This window comes from Niallia endozanthoxylica (genome assembly GCF_008710145.1).
GTDB lineage: Bacteria > Bacillota > Bacilli > Bacillales > Cytobacillaceae > Bacillus_BD > Bacillus_BD endozanthoxylica.
The window spans coordinates 81,185-99,264 of sequence record NZ_VYKL01000021.1 but is presented as its reverse complement, the minus strand read 5'-3'; the positions used below and the strand labels follow the sequence as shown (position 1 = coordinate 99,264).

The 18,080-nt window shown below is 36.1% G+C and carries 12 protein-coding genes and 1 pseudogene; 3 read left to right on the top strand and 10 right to left on the bottom strand.

The window, feature by feature from the left end; translation table 11 throughout:
• Positions 1-55: 55 nt before the first annotated feature.
• Complete coding sequence (locus F4V44_RS14450) at positions 56-1,024, bottom strand: helix-turn-helix domain-containing protein (RefSeq protein ID WP_150440727.1); 969 nt, start codon at positions 1,022-1,024, stop codon at positions 56-58.
• A 143-nt stretch (positions 1,025-1,167) separates the two neighbouring features.
• Between F4V44_RS14450 and F4V44_RS14445 the strand changes: the two genes are divergently transcribed.
• The 3 genes and pseudogenes from F4V44_RS14445 to F4V44_RS14435 all read left to right on the top strand — a co-directional run bounded on the left by F4V44_RS14445 (position 1,168) and on the right by F4V44_RS14435 (position 2,859).
• Positions 1,168-1,467 carry a hypothetical protein gene (locus tag F4V44_RS14445; protein ID WP_150440726.1) on the top strand — a complete coding sequence of 100 codons (300 nt, stop codon included), beginning with the start codon at positions 1,168-1,170 and terminating at the stop codon, positions 1,465-1,467.
• A pseudogene (gene istB / locus F4V44_RS14440) lies at positions 1,464-2,228 on the top strand (IS21-like element helper ATPase IstB). The gene F4V44_RS14445 and the pseudogene istB overlap by 4 nt, the downstream one beginning before the upstream one ends.
• 307 nt (positions 2,229-2,535) lie before the next feature.
• Positions 2,536-2,859 carry a hypothetical protein gene (locus tag F4V44_RS14435; RefSeq protein ID WP_150440725.1) on the top strand — a complete coding sequence of 108 codons (324 nt, stop codon included), beginning with the start codon at positions 2,536-2,538 and terminating at the stop codon, positions 2,857-2,859.
• A 509-nt stretch (positions 2,860-3,368) separates the two neighbouring features.
• On the opposite strand, the gene F4V44_RS14430 is transcribed toward F4V44_RS14435, so the two are convergent.
• The 9 genes from F4V44_RS14430 to F4V44_RS27855 form a co-directional block, all read right to left on the bottom strand.
• Positions 3,369-3,509 carry a YvrJ family protein gene (locus F4V44_RS14430; RefSeq protein ID WP_150440724.1) on the bottom strand — a complete coding sequence of 47 codons (141 nt, stop codon included), beginning with the start codon at positions 3,507-3,509 and terminating at the stop codon, positions 3,369-3,371.
• Positions 3,510-3,604: 95 nt separating this feature from the next.
• Positions 3,605-3,823, bottom strand: a complete 219-nt coding sequence (locus F4V44_RS14425) for a DUF2922 domain-containing protein (protein ID WP_150440723.1) — start codon at positions 3,821-3,823, stop codon at positions 3,605-3,607.
• Positions 3,824-3,857: 34 nt separating this feature from the next.
• Positions 3,858-4,076 carry a DUF1659 domain-containing protein gene (locus F4V44_RS14420; protein WP_150440722.1) on the bottom strand — a complete coding sequence of 73 codons (219 nt, stop codon included), beginning with the start codon at positions 4,074-4,076 and terminating at the stop codon, positions 3,858-3,860.
• Between the two features lie 398 nt (positions 4,077-4,474).
• Positions 4,475-6,223 carry an ATP-dependent nuclease gene (locus F4V44_RS14415; RefSeq protein ID WP_191090687.1) on the bottom strand — a complete coding sequence of 583 codons (1,749 nt, stop codon included), beginning with the start codon at positions 6,221-6,223 and terminating at the stop codon, positions 4,475-4,477.
• Between the two features lie 596 nt (positions 6,224-6,819).
• Positions 6,820-9,810, bottom strand: a complete 2,991-nt coding sequence (locus F4V44_RS14410; RefSeq protein ID WP_150440720.1) for a type I restriction endonuclease subunit R — start codon at positions 9,808-9,810, stop codon at positions 6,820-6,822.
• Positions 9,811-9,819: 9 nt separating this feature from the next.
• Entirely contained in the window at positions 9,820-11,145 is a 1,326-nt protein-coding gene (locus F4V44_RS14405) for a restriction endonuclease subunit S (RefSeq protein ID WP_150440719.1), read from the bottom strand.
• A gap of 2 nt (positions 11,146-11,147) precedes the next feature.
• A complete protein-coding gene (locus tag F4V44_RS14400; protein ID WP_150440718.1) occupies positions 11,148-13,157 on the bottom strand; it encodes a type I restriction-modification system subunit M in 2,010 nt (669 codons plus the stop codon).
• Positions 13,158-13,492: 335 nt separating this feature from the next.
• Positions 13,493-14,800, bottom strand: coding sequence for an McrC family protein (locus F4V44_RS14395; RefSeq protein ID WP_150440717.1), 1,308 nt, complete (start codon positions 14,798-14,800; stop codon positions 13,493-13,495).
• 12 nt (positions 14,801-14,812) lie between these two features.
• On the bottom strand, positions 14,813-17,887 hold the full coding sequence (locus F4V44_RS27855; protein WP_223881896.1) for an AAA family ATPase: 3,075 nt from the start codon (positions 17,885-17,887) through the stop codon (positions 14,813-14,815).
• Positions 17,888-18,080: the final 193 nt, after the last annotated feature.

Genomic DNA, 18,080 nt, shown 5'->3' with positions numbered 1-18,080 from the left:
TTATAACAAAGCAAATGGACACGAAGGAAAATTATAGGCGATTATACTATTTACATTAGCGATTCATCACTCTCTCATACCACTCTTGCTGATATTCCCGCACCTTCAAATTCCACAGGCTCCCGTAAACCACACGATAAAAATACCCTTCAAAGGTTGTATGTACCTTCCCTGTCTTATACAAAAACACCGTCCGTTTAAAATCAGCGATAATGGGTTCCATTACATCATCCAGATTGGCCAAAAGCTTTACTTTCTTATAAGCCAATTGAATCTTCGACCAAAGCTTATGGATGTCACCAGGATGAAAAAATGACTGTGCTGCTAAAATAAAATCTTTGTTCACGTACTCTGGTAAAAAGCTTGGATTGAATTGATGCCATTCAACCGGTTTTAGCTGAACAGTTGATTTAATCTCTGCATTTAGTTGTGCCTTTTGCTGCATTTCTCTTGATGTTACCCCTGCCTTTTGTTTTAACCCTTTACTCTCTGCTTGTTTTTCACCATCCACATCAGAGCGGCTGACTGCCTCAGAATTCAATCCCATTTCTCTAACAGAATCTTCAACCTCCGTCTCCTTTACGATAATACGGTTTTGTTTTTTATTCTCACAGAGTGAGCTTTGTTTATTCTCTGTTTTATTAGGAGTGACAGGATGGGTGACATCCTGGGGTGACACCTGATCCAATGCAAAAGGCTGGATCACAAACAGATTCACACCTTGCTTTCCGTTCATTCGAGAAGTAGGGATTTTCTTGATAAAAGTAAGCTCCTCCAACACCTTCACTGCACGAATGACCGTTCTCCGACTAAGCCCGACAGTTGCGGCCATTGTGTCATACTTGGCAAATGACACCCCAACTACCTTCACTGAATAATGCCATATAAAATTCAGTACCTTCACCGCTCCATCTGATAGAGAAGACTTATATTTATATAAAAACCCGCGTACCGCCTTGTCCATATCCTCAATTGTAGCAAAAGATTGATAGTGTTTGATTGTGTCAAAATTGAGCCTTTCCACCTGTCCATTCCTCCTGAAGTTAAGTTCATGCTGTTTTAATGAAAAAGAATCCGTCCCATTAGGTACTTCAGTTCTCTTCTAACTCCAATGTATAAAAGGAAAAGGATCTTGTACAATGTTGAAAAACTCCAATTGGTCCACAATTGATACCAATTCCGGGACAATTGATATCAATTGCGTCAGAAATCATATCAATTCCGCCGCAATTTGATATATTTGGTCCAAATTTTAGAGAAACATCCTCGCTTAGTGCGAATGACTTCCAGGATGTAGTCACTCTCTTAAAACGCCAACGACAAGTGAACAATCCAACCGTCAGCGATCAACAGAATCACCAATTTGAAACGGATTATAACGACATCGCTGAGTTAACACTGGTAAATACTGAGGCAAGGCAGCATCCGTTAGAAGATTATGTCGTCATCATGGAGAGTGCAAAATGAAACAAATTAAATATCTACAAGACTCGCTTGTATCACTAAGATTAGTGGAAACCTCAAAGAAGCTTCCTTCCTTATTGGAGGAAGCTGAAAAGGAACAGCTAAGCTATATTGCTTTCCTAAATAATGTAGTGGAATATGAACGAAGAATTAGAGACGAGAGAAACATGGAAAAACGATTAAAACTCGCGGCATTCCCGTGCATAACTCCTTTGGGGGAGTTTAATTTAAACAAACAAGAATCATTAAGTTTAAAACAATTTAATCAATTAAAGGAATTAGCTTGGGTTGAAAAGTTATTCAATCTTATTCTATTGGGACCGCCGGGTGTTGGAAAAACACACATGGCGGTTGGATTAGGATTAAAAGCCATCAAGCGAGGTTACAAAGTCTCTTTTATTTCAATGGGCGACTTGGTGCACACGTTAAAAACTATGGATATAACAAGAAAATCCCAAACAAAGATTAAAAGAATGAAAGAATCACACTTAGTTATTATTGATGATTTGATGTATGCCGCTATGTATCCAAGAGATGCAAATCTGTTTTTCCAGCTGGTCAATGACTTGTACAATAATTCAACTATTATCTTAACCTCAAATCGTTTTCCAAATGAGTGAACCGAACTGTTAGGTGACGTTGGTGTAGCGACAGCCATTTTGAATCGCCTCATTCATCGTGCAGAAATTGTTCATTTTAATGATTCAAGTTATAGAATGAAACATCGAGAAACCATTTTTAAAGAAGAAAGTGTTCAAATTTAATAAGCAAATTTGTTCAATGCACTTGACTCTTACATGAGGGTTTGTTTTTATTCTCGGGATTTAATGTAACAGGAACAATGTAAGCCCTTATTCAAACAAAATACTCTCAGGTAAACGTAAAGGATGATCATAAATATTAACAATTTTTGAATAGATTCTTGCTCTAATGCTTCCTCAATCATCTTATCCTGTAAAGTCAAACTCATCAATTTTAGGTTATTTAATATTTGGGTTGGCAATCCCAAAACATTCCACAGTATTTTTCATTACCATGTAAGTCCAAAATAAAGAAAAGGAGATGAAAATCTTGAAAAAAGTATTAGTAGGTGCAATTACGCTCGCTATCTTGGCAAGTTGTGATTCAAAAGATACTGAAAAACAACAAGAGGTTCAACAAGAAACCCAAGAAGATATAATACCTGAGGCTCAACAAGTTGAAGAACCTGAGATCAAGAAGGAGCAATACGATGTCGTGTGGGGAACGTACGATAATGAGTGGGTTTATAGTGACGACTGGACAGGGGAAGGATTTGATAATTTTGATGAGGCTATGAACGTGTTGAATCAATGTATGACAGAAAGTGAGGAAGAAACTGAGAATTGTGTTTACGATTATTTAAAAAATAAATAAGACCGAAACAATCTAACAAGATAGATTTAATATACTCATATATATTTCTTAACACAATCCCACCAGATTATTTAATAAAGCATCTTTTTTTGCAATAAACAAGCATTACAGAACCCCCTTGTTAACGAGCAAAACTTTTTTAACAAGGGGTAAATGAAGTTATCAACCCTATTGTTCTGTTTGTTCTTTTATTCTTTATTCGAAGAGTATAATAATAAAATTGACTATTTAAAAATTATTATTTCAACAAATAACCCATGCCTCCCCTTTGTTAACAGTACTCGATAGGCATTCAGCTTCAATTGGTAAGAATCCTCAGCATTTTTTCAAATGACTTCATCTCCAGCCATCATTTGTCCATTGGGAAACGCGGAGACACGGTACTGCCGTTTCATTTTAAGAAGCGCAGAGGAACCATTCTCACACTTCCATAGGCGATTAGGTATGCTATAAAACATCAATTATTAGTGCGTAAAATTTCAATGAACGAAAGAGAAACCCTACAAATACTATTTTCCGCTTAACCGCTCCGGCAGACTTTGGATCGATTGAACAACGTTATCGAGTTTTGCTTCAATTCGATAAAGCAAGAACAGGGTAACGGCAATAGGAAAGCCAACCTCGCTTATGAGGGGAATAAATTGTTCCAAGATAAACACCTCTTTTCTCAATAATTATAGGAAAAGGCCGCCTCCGGAAGGAAAGCAGCCCTTTTGTTTTCAAGGATTACGAATGAAGATTGAACTTACACAATTTCGTAATCGGTTACGTTATGCTCCACAAGACGAGCTTCTTTTACACTGACAAAGCTTTGATTTTCTCCGCCGAAAATATCAGCTGCAATAATCAAATCCATTACCTGCTTCACTGCCATCTTGTCCACCGGCTCTTTCGGATTATCAATTGTTAGTTTGGAAGTTTTCCCTAAGCCATTTGTGAAATGTAGTTCAAGTGTTTTTGCCATATTCGTCATCCTCTCCTATTCATTTCATCCTTGTTTAACCGATTACTTCATAAAGGTCGTTCTTTTCCAGCATAGAAAGCGGATCGTTCGAAAGGGAAGCTAACGCCTGCCCCACCTGAAAAAGCTGATCAGCCGTAGCTGTTTCAACTACACCACCGTACGTCTTTGATTTAAAAATCGCCTTACCGCCTTCACCAATCCCAATTTCATAAGTCAAACGCAGCTTCATCGCCTTTACCATTGTCTGTGCCATCCTTATCATCCTCTCCTTTCATGATTGTTATATAGAGAAAGGAGGAAAAAGTGGCCTATGAATTTTATATTTTTTTAGATTATTATAAGTCGGAGTATAACCGGTTTATTTGAATACGGGCTTACAATACTTTTATAAAAAATCTGTAAAATGAAATCAATTCTACTTTTTTCCACAGAATAAAAAACACCCACAAACATTGATGTACCAATATTTACGAGTGTTTTATGGTTTCTTAATTTAACTCGTCGTAACCTAAAAATACCGGTGATCGGGGTCGAATTAGGTTAATAGACATTAGGTTTTTAAGGTTTTGTGTTGGCGATGTATAAAATTTGTGTAAAATGATATGAATGTTTTAAAGCTATATTTACATGTTGCCCCAAACCATGACCAAATTATTTGTTAAGAGATTTAATTCTTTCACTTACTATTTTTTTAATCCGCTTGTATGAGTTTGGCAAATTCTTATGTTGCAGTTCACTTATCACATTCATTATCACCTTTATTTGCTTTATTTGTCCTTTTCTTTCTGTTAATAAAAACTTTTGAGAAGGATTCTCTTGCATTTCGCGCGGGACGATTAGTAAGTCATGATAAACTTTTGTTGCTGTTTTTGAACCTACCAAATCTATTTCTAAATTATACATCATGGATATTATATTGTATTTCTCTAAGAGATCCATTGCCTTACTATGATTTGTTTTGAATAGATTCAATAATCTATCTCTATCATTTTTTTTAGGTATTAACTCTTTAATAAGTTCAAGGTTTTCATTCTTATACTCATTCCTATATTTTGGAAAACCATTATCATAACGACTATTCTCGAGAGAATCATTGTAGTACGGAATAAAAAAGTCTTTATCTAAAATAATAAAATGTGGAATTTTAAGATAATTTAATAAATGAAAAGGATATCGAAGATTATTTACCCCGCCTAGGTCTATTATACTTACCCCATATAAGTCTGGATCAATATTTTTTTGTTCTAATAAGAACTTAACTACCTCAGCATCATTTTTACTTTCTACTATAATAATAAACTTCGCAAAAAAGAACTCACTATTCTTATATCTATAAAACTGATAGTATTTAAATTCTTCAATATCATGTTTTTCCCAAAAATTATCCGGTACTTGATGTGCAATAGTCTTAAATCCTCTACTTCGATCTTCTACTTTTCGAAATAATATAAGTTCATTATGTTCTAATTGATCAACTATAACTGCTGAATGTGTAGTGAAAATGGTTTGTATTTCATGAATGGCCTCATTATTTTCTTTGATTGACTTTATAAACTGGCGTTGAGCTTGTGGATGTAAATTAATTTCAGGTTCTTCAATTCCTAAAATTATATTATTATGTTTAATCTCTGCCAGGTATCTATATAAAGCTATTATTGTTAAACTCTGGATTCCACTTCCACTTTCCGTAATGTTATAATTTTGTCCTTTCTCCTCTATACTTAATGAAATATCATTTAGCAGTATAGAATAATCAATCATTTTATTGTGATTTAACTTGAAATCAAAGTTCTGTGTTAAGGAATAATATTTAGAAAGTGATTTCTCCACTTTTGATAATGCTAATTTTTCAAAGTTCCTTGCTGCCTCTTTTACTTTTGGTGACAATGAATCTCTTCTTGAAGTATGTTTTTTAAAATATGCCTCTAAAACGGTTTTTAATAAGGCATTTTCAGCCCATATTACCTGCTTATGATCCCTACTTGTCGGGATTAAGACATAGTTAATATCATTTTTTAGTTGTTCTATAAAATCGTTTGAAATATTTTGATAGCTTCCATTTATTTTATACTGAATAGTCCGTCGTTTATTTCTTGCATTGTGGGAATAAGTCATTCTCAAAATAAGTTCTTGGTTATAAATTTTATCTATATAATATTCTTTGTCAGGAATATTTCCAAATGTTAGCTCTATTCTTACAAGGCGTTGATTAGAATATTGATGTGAGCCATTTTTAAAATGCTCCTCTTCTTCTTCATAATTAAAAAAGGCATTTAATGCTCTTAAGATTCCAGATTTACCAGAATTATTTTCTCCAACTAATGCCGATAACTTTCCGCAGGTAATAGTACATTCAGCTATTGATCTGAAATTATTTATAGTTAGTTTTTTTAGTATCAATCTGATATCCCCCAGTAAATATGCTAATCCCTAATTCTATTTTTCATACTTCTTCTCTTTATAACATTTTTAAGGTTCAAAGAAATCTCTAAAATCTATAACTTCCCTTTCGCACTTAAAATTTAAAGGAAAATGGTGTCTGCCACCGTGGAGAAGCAATTTATTCTACTAGAAACAGAACTGAGTCTTTTTTTATTTCTACTTGTTAAAATAACTGGCACTTTATCATATAAAATAACAGATTGAGAATAATCATTCCCACTCGGCTAAAAATATTGCTATTTATCATGCCATTTCAACTGCCAAAATGCCAAAACATTGATGTGTCAAGGAAAATAAAAGTGTGAAATCATTTGTAAGGTGGCCCCCTGTTTATATAGTGATTTACTATTTACACCCATAAAGGGAACCCGTTAGTAACATTACGGGCTTCCTTTTTTCAAACAAAGAACTCCATCAATCTCCTTACATTATTTCGGGTAGTCACTAGTGACAAATTTTATTTCGGGTGACTTGTGACAATTCAGCTTTTGTTACTAACGTCAAGCAAGCAGGCCGGAGTTGATTCCTCCGGCCTTAAGTATGGATGGACAGAGTTACGCATTCGCTTCCGCATAAACCTCATGCATCATATCTTCCATAATCAAGTTTTTAAATTCTTCGTTCTCTAAAATCTTCATAAAGAATTTTTCGTTGCTGCTCATGCGGTCAATAACAAAATCCATAAATGATTTTTCAAAAGCAAATTTAAAATTGTCCTTTGAATTATTTTTTGCTTTTTGCTGAATGTCTTCACTTTTTAGCATATCCTCTTTTACTTGGTCGCGTGAAAGGAAGTCGGTTTCTGTAAATTCAGTGCCAAAACGTTCGTTTAGTTTCTCTAAAATGGTAGACAGCCGTACCTTCTCATCTTCCACTGCACCGCCTGTACCGTGTGAGGTTGGCTTTAAATCGACACCGCCTGTTTTCTCTAATTCGATACTACCTTCAAATACTTTCTGATTGCGATAATATTGAAGCGCTACATCATCGGCCATGTACACGTCTTTATCTTTACTGCTGCGAGGCAGCTTACGCAATAGATAGTTTAAGTAAATATAAAGCTTGTGTAGAGGGACATCAATGAACGTGGCAATTTGTAAAATGAATGCATATGTACGAACAAATTTTGTTGCGGATGCTTTGAATGCTTCTTTTTCTTCTGCACTTAATTGCTTAAAACGGTCCACACCTTTATCTATCCATGCATTCAGTTCTGTTTGTGCCTTCGTAGACTTTTTGAATCCACCCTTCATCTCTAACTCATTTACAGCTTGTATTTCTTCCTCTGTAAAGATTTGATAAGGCTCCAATTCTGCCTGCAAATCATATAAAATGTTCGGATCTGTTACTTCTTCAAGACCTGTCGTTTCATAATAAGGCTGAAAAGAAGCTTTAATCTCTCCTGGTTCATTCACGAAATCAAGGACAAATGTATCATCTTTTCCTGGACAAGTACGATTTAAACGAGATAATGTTTGAACCGCTTTAATTCCACTAAGCGGCTTGTCCACATACATCGTATGCAGCAATGGCTCATCAAAACCTGTTTGATACTTCTCTGCTACGAGTAATACTTTATATTCATCTAAATGGAACTTATCAGGCAATTCCTTCTCGCTGAATCCATTCATATCGGGTTCTGAATAAGGAATCTCTCCGTCTTTGACAATACCAGAGAAAGCAACAACCGTTTTCAAATCATCATAGCCCTGTTTTTTGATGTATTGGTCAAAAGCCACTTTATAACGAACCGCATGTAATCGACTTGCGGTTACAACCATTGCTTTTGCACGGCCGCCGATTTTATGACGAGTGAAATTTCGATAATGTTCAATAATGATTTCAGTTTTTTGAGCAATATTGTGTGGATGCAGCGACACATACTGAGCAAGCTTTTTTGTAGCCTGTTTCCCGGACACTAACGGATCCTCATCAACTTTTTTCGCTATTTTATAAAAGGTCTTATACGTTGTGTAATTACTTAACACATCTAAAATAAAACCTTCTTCAATGGCTTGGCGCATCGTATATTCATGAAAGGCATGCGGCTTTCCATCCGTACCAATTGTACCGAACTTTTCAATTGTTTTCGGCTTTGGTGTTGCTGTAAAAGCAAAGAATGAGATGTTATTCTGTTTCCCGCTTTTCATAATCGTTTCAACAATCTGTTCATCCAAATCATCCAGATTTTCTTCTGCGATGCGATCTTCTTCATAGGCATCTTCTAATGTTTTATCCGATAAAATATTAGTTAGTGCGGTTGAAGCCTTCCCACCTTGTGAGGAATGCGCTTCATCGATAATGACCGCATATTTTTTTCGATCAAACCCTGATACCTTTTCCATAATAAATGGGAACTTTTGAAGGGTTGTAATAATGATGCGCGTCTCACTTGTAATCGCCTGTGCCAGTTGGTTTGAATCCTTCTTAATCGGTTCAACCATACCCGCTTTATGCTCTAACTGATACACAGCATCCTGCAATTGCTTATCTAATACGCGACGATCTGTAATCACGATCACACTGCTAAATACAGCATTATTTTCTTTATCATGAAGCTTTGCCAAACGATGCGCCAACCAAGAGATAGAGTTTGTTTTCCCGCTCCCTGCGCTATGCTGAATCAGATAATTTTGACCGACTGACTTCTCCTGCACATTTTTTTCAAGCTTCCGAACAACATCCAACTGATGGAAACGGGGAAAAATCAGCATTTTTCGCTCCCCAATCGTTTCACCGTTGGAATCTAAAATATCGTCCTTCTTCACAAATACAAACCGGAATAAAATGTCAAGTAAGCTATCTGGTACTAAAATCTCTTCCCATAAGTAATACGTACGGTAGTTATTATAAACGGTTGGATTTCCTTTCCCGCCGTTATTTCCTTTATTAAATGGCAAGAAATATGTTTTTTCCTTTTTTAGTTCCGTTGTCATAAACACTTCATCAGGATCAACGGCAAAGTACACCACGACACGTTCATTGCATTTAAACAGCTGCTCATTTGGATCTCGATCAAACCTCAACTGCTTCATTGCATGTTCTACCGTTTGTCCTGTAAATTGATTTTTCAGCTCCATCACAACAAGCGGTAGACCATTGACAAACAGAACCATATCTAAGCTATTATTATGTTTGTCGCTATAATACACTTGGCGGCTCACTGTAAACCGATTTTTGTGATAAAGCTCGTTCATTAATTGATTCATCGTTGTGGGAGGCTTGTTGTAAATTAATTTCAGTGTCACACCACGGTCTTTAATCCCGTGGCGCAAACAATGTATCAATCCTTGCTTTCCTAGCTGGTCAGAAATACGTTTTAATACCTTTTGCTTATATTCTTCCGTACCGTAAGCCTTCTCAAGTGCACGAAGTGATTTTTCTTGCGTATCTTCTAAAAAGGCAAAAAGCAGCTCCACATCTAGGGCATATTTCTTAAAAAGACGGCTTGCCTCCCCTTCAAGAGTTCGTTTACTATAACCATTTCCGATTAATGAAGCTTCGATATTCGTTTCAAACCCTTTTTCCGTTGCATCAATCGCCATATCATCACCTCATTTCTCTGCTAATTCGAAATTACGGACATCAATTTTGCCTGTTACAGCCTCGTAGATTAGGGATTGGCGATATTCTTTGAGTTGTTCAATTTGAACTTGTATAGTTTTTATTAGAGAATCTAATCTTTCCTCTTGTCCATCTATATAATTTGCAATTTCTCTTTGTTCACTAAGAGGCGGCAAAATAATAGTAAATTTTTTTATATCTGCTTGGAACAAATGAGGTACACCCATACCGTCTTTTATTTGATTAATAATATCTTGAATATATGTTGAGGATAAATAATAATAAAAATATATACTATCAATTATTTCCTTTGGCCTTAAAACAGCAATAGAGCTATTTACAGTTGCTTTAGCAGGTAGTTCCCTAACAACATTAGTAGTTCCTAATGTACTTCCGTCTTTTGCTAATAGAATGTCTCCTTTTTCGAGCATGATTTCCGGAGACTCTAAATAACGTTCCTCAGTAATGTAATTAACATTTCCAAAATCAATATATCTACCTTTTATATTAGGTGTAGAAAGGAAAATATATCCTTCATCTACATATTCCTCGGCTTTCAAACCTTTCCATCCTAATCTTGCTTTAACTCTTGCCACAAAATCTAATCGAGTTTTTTCCCAATGCTCAGGTATTTCACCAATCCACTCCACATCTGAATCTTTCATTTTCACATTTGGATTTAATCCTTTTGTTACAGCTTCTGTAATCAGTGATTGGCGTTTTTCTTCAAATAATCGCAGGGATTTTTCTAAATTTTTAATCAATTGATTTATCGATTGGACTTTATCTTCAACATACCCTACTATAAACTTTTGTTCTTGTAAACTTGGTAACAGTACAAATAAATTCCCCATATCACTCCATCTGAAATCTGTTGATCTTTCTCGAATTCCTTTAGCTAACGATTCCACGTATCCGCTATTTGACATAACTCTTAATGTGTATGCAAGATAAGGTAAATAAATTTCTCTATCATTTATTGCCTCACATACTGTATAAACTGGTGACCCTTTCCCTTCTGAATCTGATATGCCGATTGCACCAGCGAATGCATCCATTTGATGAACAACTAAGTTACCTTTAGAAATATGTTGATATCCTATTTCTTTAAGTGAAAAAGTGAATCCATCTTGTCTTCTATTCTTCCTTAGAGTAACTTGTCCATCTCTAAATGCTGTAATTATTTCATCATTAGGTTCAGGGGATTTATTTAATCTTTTTACTAGAAATTTTATTTTCTTCACTTTCCAATGTGAAGGTAGATTTCCCACCCAAGGTAATTCACTATTTATATATATTGGATATCTATTTATCATCGTTAATCCAACACCTTTTTCATTTGATCAAATATTAACTCCTGTAAGCCTTTTATTTCCTCCATAATTTCCTCAGAGCTGCGTAAGGCTGTATATTTGTAAAATTGACGTGTAAATGAAATTTCGTACCCTACTTTTGTTTTTGTTTCATCAATCCATGCATCTGATACATGCGGTTTCACTTCTCGCTCAAAGTATTCGTAAATACCCTCTTTTAACGGCACATTTTCTGTATCACGTAAATCTGTATCCGGTTCGGCATCTGTTTTATTTTTCATACAAATATCCGCTGTTTCATCCTTTTCAGATAAGCCTGCTAAAATGGCTTTTAACACGGGTGCACCAATTGTTACATCTGCCTTTTTAACCGCATCTTTAAGCAGCTTTGTAAATTCATCACGATTTTTATACAATTGCTCACTTTTTAAGTTGTATAGTACCTCAATTATTTTTGCTTGAAGAACTTTGCCGGCTTCGATTTCAGCCTGTCCGTTTTCGCCTTTTTTCTTTGATTTCGCAAGGTTTTCAAACGCCTTTTGTTCTGTAACACGCTGAATTCGTTCCTCTGAAATGCAAAAGTTTAAATGTAATGGTCGTTCGACCGTAATTTTGTGATAGCCGAAATCTTCATTATCAAAGATTTTGACATGTTCTCCTTCTTTAAAACCACCGTATAGGCGTACAATTTCATCGATTTGTTCTTGTGTAATTTCATTCCGTTTACTGCCCATGCTCTTCTTCATTTTTTTATAAAAATCAACTGCATTGACTAACTGTACTTTTCCTTTTCGAATAGCTGCCTTATTATTCGTTAAAATCCATATGTATGTAGCTATCCCTGTGTTGTAGAATAAATCATTCGGCATCGCAACAATCCCTTCTACTAAATCATTTTCCAGTACATAACGACGAATTTCACTTTCACCTGAACCTGCATCCCCTGAGAATAATGGCGATCCATTCATGATAATCGCTAGTCTTGAGCCGCGTGGATTTTCTGCTGTAACTGGCTTCATCTTTGAAATTAAATGAAGTAAGAATAATAACTGTCCGTCACTTGTACGTGGTGTACCAGGACCAAAACGTCCGTTATACCCCTGTTCTTCATGCTCCTTTTTAATTGGCTTTTCATATGATTTCCAATCCACACCATACGGAGGATTAGAGATTAAATAATCGAATTTGTCTCCCTTAAACTTATCGTCTGCTAATGTATTCCCTAAACGAATATTTTTAGCATCTTCACCTTTTATCAAAATATCTGCTTTACAAATAGCGTATGATTCCCCGTTAATCTCTTGAGCAAAGAATTCCAGATCTGCTGTAGGATTGAGTTCTTTTAAATATTCCCCAGCAACGGAACCCATCCCGCCTGTACCCGCAGCGCAGTCATATAATGTTTGTGTGATACCCTGCTTTGTCAAGATATCATCATCGTGAAGGAAAAGCAGGCTAACCATTAGACGTACCACTTCACGGGGTGTATAGTGATCCCCCGCTTCAGCATGCTCAGAAAAACGGCGAATTAATTCTTCGAAGATATAACCCATTTCTACATTTGAAACGACTTCTGGATGTAAATTAAGCTCACTAAAACGTTTAATGGTTAAATATAAAAGGTTGTTATTATCCAATTTTTCAATTTGACGCTCAAAATCAAAGTAGTCCATAATATCACGAGCTGTTTTTGAAAAGCCATTAATATAATCACGCAGGTTATCCGCAATGTTATCGGAATCAGTGAGTAAATTTATAAAATTATAGTTACTTGTATTATGGAAGTTTTGTTTGGCGATTCGATTTAGAATCGGTTCTCTGGCCTCTTCACTCATCGCTTTAAACTTCTCAAAATTCTTTAACACATCCTCTTTTGTGCTTTCTAATACACAATCAAAACGACGTAAGACGGCCAAAGGCAAAATCACCTTTCCGTAATCCTCTGGTTTGTATGGTCCGCGCAAAACTTCTGCGATTGACCAAATAAAACTTACTTTATCCTGGAAGTTAATCATGAGCTATCTCCTTATTCATAGTGGATTTTCATATTCTTAGCATAACGAACTCAATCAAATTCGTGAAGTAATATACAGTTATTTAAAAATTATAGAAACACCGGGACATTCTGCCGTTTCAATAATCAATCAAATTATGTGCAATTTATTCTCTACAGGGACTTTTTATTTTTCTTCAAGATAAAGTTTATACATACCAACATCATCATGGTAGAAACACGAAACCATCCCCTCGTTTTCTCCACTTTCCGACCTTTCTCCTCTCACTTTCATCCCCCTTTTATAAACGCCAAGCGCCATCCCAAAAATGGATGACGCCTTAAATTTACTCTTATCTATATATACCCATTATTTTTCAGTTTCTCTCTCAATCCCCAAAGACTCTCCTCAATTTTAATCACGTCAATAAAAAACACTCGTACCTTCGTTTCCACTTTATCATTATTATTGTAGGACACAAAGCTAATTTCAGCATACTGCATTTCCCCATTTATTGGATATAGTAACCAAATTTCTGACGTGTTGTATTTCCTTGAATAGGCATACATTTGGTACATGTCTGCTTGTGAGATTCCGTAATTTTGCCGTGGGTTATTGATAAGCGACTTCCATTTTGTATCTAAGATAACCGTGCTCTGATCGTCACGTGTGATGACAAGATCTGGCCGCAAAGCAAACTTTCTTGGCTGATTAAATAAATAATAGCCTTTGTCCTGAGTGGCTACGTCCCATGGAAGATCCTTTAGGACTTTCTTCAAGTTCTCGGCAACATAGGCTTCAAAGACTTTTTCCATTGGAAATAGGAGCGCTCGTGCAGTTGTTTGACCAGAAAATGTTGTGAAGCTCTGATTCAATAAAAATACCTTTGACCAGCGCATAAGCAGCTCATAATCCTTTGTATTTCGATCAATCACTACACGAGAGAAATCTTTTGTATAATTCGTAGACGGTTTGATCATTTCAAAATAGGATAATTGCCGCCTTATCTCTTTGATATTCACAGCACTGCTTGAGAGCTTCTGTAATTTTAACAGCGTTGACTTAATTAATCTGTTTTCTGGTCGATTGATATCAAATTCATCATAACCGACATAAAATCTCTCTTTATGAACAAGATTGTTCTTGATCTGCTCCTGAACCATTAGTTTTCCCTTATAATAATTCAAATTATCTTCGACAGGCAAATAAGCCGAACGCAACCCCTTTTTCAAAAGGATACGTACCTCCTGTATGTACATATGAATAAAAATCTCATAGAGATTCATGCGGTCCATTTTTAAACTAGCGTCATTGAATACTTTACTTGGAAAATCTTTCATGCTTCGAAGCATCCGTAAGAAAGTAATCTTCGTATCCTCTGTTTCATTAGAAAAGACCTTTGGAAGGATTTGGATTTGGAATCCATTCTTCAATTGAATAAGACCGACATAGTTCTTTGCTTGAATCACCTTACCCACACGGCGACGTACGCCTATTTTTAAAAAGTCTATCGCATCCGATTGTTCATTTTCATTAAACTCAAGGATAAAATTTTCAAGCTCCGCAAAGGTTTCTTCATTTACATACTTGTATTGCGGATCGTTCTGATAAGCTTCATTACAGGTTATGGACTCAAATTCACGAACTTCCAAAAGCTTGTCCATCGTTTCACCACTTTAATAAATTAATTTATAACTTTCTGACTGATAAAATGCATTCGTTTGAATGGAATACTTCTTTTCAGGCAAATCAATATCAGGATCTCCTTTGAATACCTTTCTTACATTAATGTCATGATCAAGAATAAATTTATAATCCGAATTCTCCTTCGCATTATCCCCTAACACGAGTTGGATTTTGCTATAATCCTCATAAAAATACTCTTGCAGCAATGGTATGATGGCATTCAAGAAAATGTCGGCAAGACGATCTAACGTTGGGTTCTTCGCTAGAGAAGTAAAATAGGCATGCCCAATCGTATGTTCACGATCATATAAATACTCAATTCGTTCATTCATTGTTTTTAACATTTTTGGTATATGAATGCCGTCTATATCCTGAATATCCAATGACGTTAACACGTTTTCATCTGGCATCATTTCAATAAACTTAAACCTTCTTCTTAAGGCTGTATCCATCAAGGCAATCGACCGATCTGCCGTATTCATGGTTCCAATAATATATACATTATTCGGAACGCCAAATTCATCTCCTGTGTAAGGAAGAATGGCAGTGGTCGCTTCTTCTTCTCCCGTCCTTTTCGTTGGTTCAATTAACGTAATGAGTTCCCCAAATATTTTCGAAATGTTTCCACGATTGATTTCATCAATGATAAAAATATAGGGCTTGTTATTTTCTTCCACGTTTATTTCAGATGTTTGTGTGTACTTCTCAATTAAGGCCGTCACTTTTTTCAGTTCCATTTTTCGTAGCGGATAGACGGTTTTTCGGTCTAATTTTGTCTGCTTATTGAGTTCATACACATTCTCATCGATGTGCGTCTTGATCCATTTTACTCTCCTTGTTCGTGGATACCTTTCGTACGAAGGATCATATTCATAAGGTCCTGTAATCACCCCAATGGCATCAATCGATGTGTTGCTTTTTTGGATAAAAACAAGATCGCCTTCCTGCATTTCCTCCTGAAAGTTTAATAGAATTCTTCTTTCTTTATCATTTATTTTTTCTGTTTCTTCCGTTACTTTTTCATCCATATTTGACCAGCCAATTTTAATATAGTTATGTTGAAAACAATCCTTTTTCAGTTCTGTTTCCCCTGTGCCTCCGAGGAGAACATTCCATATAACTGGATTTTCACGAATCTGAAGAGAGGAAGTCTGAACCCTTACCTCTTTCGCTTTATGGCAGAAATTTTTAAAGAGTCCAGGAGTATACTCATATTTAATCTCTGTCGTCTCCTCATCCCCATCCTGACTGATCACAGGCTTTATTCCTTCGATGAATTCTTCATAGCCATAAGATTGATGAAAGGTGGTAAAGGCAATCCTGCCTTGTGCTTTATAAGATACATACCTTTCAAAAACGGAAGAATAATTCTCACTTTGTATCGCCTCTAGAGGCTGATTTTCTATAATCGATACTGCGTATGTAACGGTATTGTAGGTCTTTCCCGTCCCTGGAGGACCATACAAAATCATATTTTTATTCACTTTTTCCATAGCCACATATCCTCCATCATCCCCATCTTTGATTGCCGAATGAGTCGGTCCTTCATCGATTCCTATCGCTAATTGATAATAGGGCATAAGGGCTTCGACTGCTTTTAACATTCCACGGACAATTCCAGCATCATTATGGAATTCTTCTTCAATATCCTTTCGAGTGATGATACGTGCAATTTGTATTCTTCGATACGTTCCATCCTCCACACGCTGCTTTATTTCCTCTGTGGAAAGGCTTAACTCTTTCATTTCTATTTCGGATTGATTCCCGGTTAAAATATAGAATAACTTGTCTGTAGCAACCGTGATATCTCGATTCAAAAGTCGATGATGTTTCACGTAATCTTCTTTTGTACTTTTATCTTCATTTAATTCAACTGAAAACTTGAAGCGTGCCTGTCCGTCCACCACTTCCGCAACTAAAGATAAACTTGTTAGTGAATCCGTATGTCCTTCCAGCTTCACTTGCCTCCATAGATACGCTCTAACTCTGTTGTTACCTCCATTCAGCCATTTCGAAACGCCATGTTTCTTCAGTCCAAAATGTTTTTCACATAATTTAGCCATTTTATCGAGTTCTCTTACGGCCAAACTACCTGCTGCCCTAATGTCTAAGTAATGTTGTTTCTTAGATTCTTCCGCTTTTTCAGGACTTTCATAAGGCTGTCCACCATATGTATCCAAATAATCTAAGATGGACATACATTTGATAGGGCTACTCTGGCTATTTGAGCCCTGTTCGGTAAATAAATTCGTGTAATCTGTATCAACAAACTGCTTTAGTTCTTTTATTGTCTTAGGACCTAATGCCGTTTGAACGATATTATCTAAATCGAGCTCGGGTTGCTCCTTTATCCCATTGAACTCACCATCGTATGAAAGTCTTCTCGTTGCACCCTGTCCTTCACGAAGGTAATTATATGTATGGTTATTGTGATCCGCATTACACCATTGAGAGATTCTAGCACTATCAACGCTCTGCTTGCACAGCTGCTGTGCTTTTTTCTGAATCTCACTTTGCTTAACATACATCATTTCAGTCGTTGTCTGGTCTGCTCTATTAAACGTTTCATAAGCAAGGACGGAGGTGGCCATCCATACGGCCGTTGGAGCATCTTCTAACTTTTTCAAGATAAGGGGATTAGGATATTCTAAATCGGGATATATTTCCTCCAATGCATGAGCCAATGCCGGTCTTAGCTTCCACTCGAAACTTCCTCTTTGCCGGTCGTTTACCTCTTGTCCATAAAAAGGAATATACCAATAGACATCAGAGTCGCTTCCATCTCTCGTAGGTAATTTCTCGATTCCTAGCTTCTTTGCAATTCTTTTCGCTACTCCTGTGGCTAAACCAACATAATATGAAGCGGTCTGCCCCAATTTTCCGCTGACTTCCTTACATGTAGCAGCATGGTTGTCAAAGGAGTAAATACATTTCATATGCTCAAGGTTGTTTTCATTAAAAATGGTAGGGTCCTGTAGAAGCTCTTTCCACTGTTCTTTTGAAATATCCACTTCATAATCATAATAACGCGGATAAGCCTCATCTATTTTATCCTGTAAATTCATTAAGCTCACCTCTTGTTGGATCGATTGATTAATATCTTCATTTATATATGACCTCTCGTTTTTTCGATATGTTCTAGAATTGTACCATATTTTGTCATGCAGCGCCGAGGCTGTTCTACCGTTTCAATCGTCAATCCTGCTATGTGAAGTTTACTCTCTATGGAGGTTCTTTGTTTTTCTTCAGGACAGCATT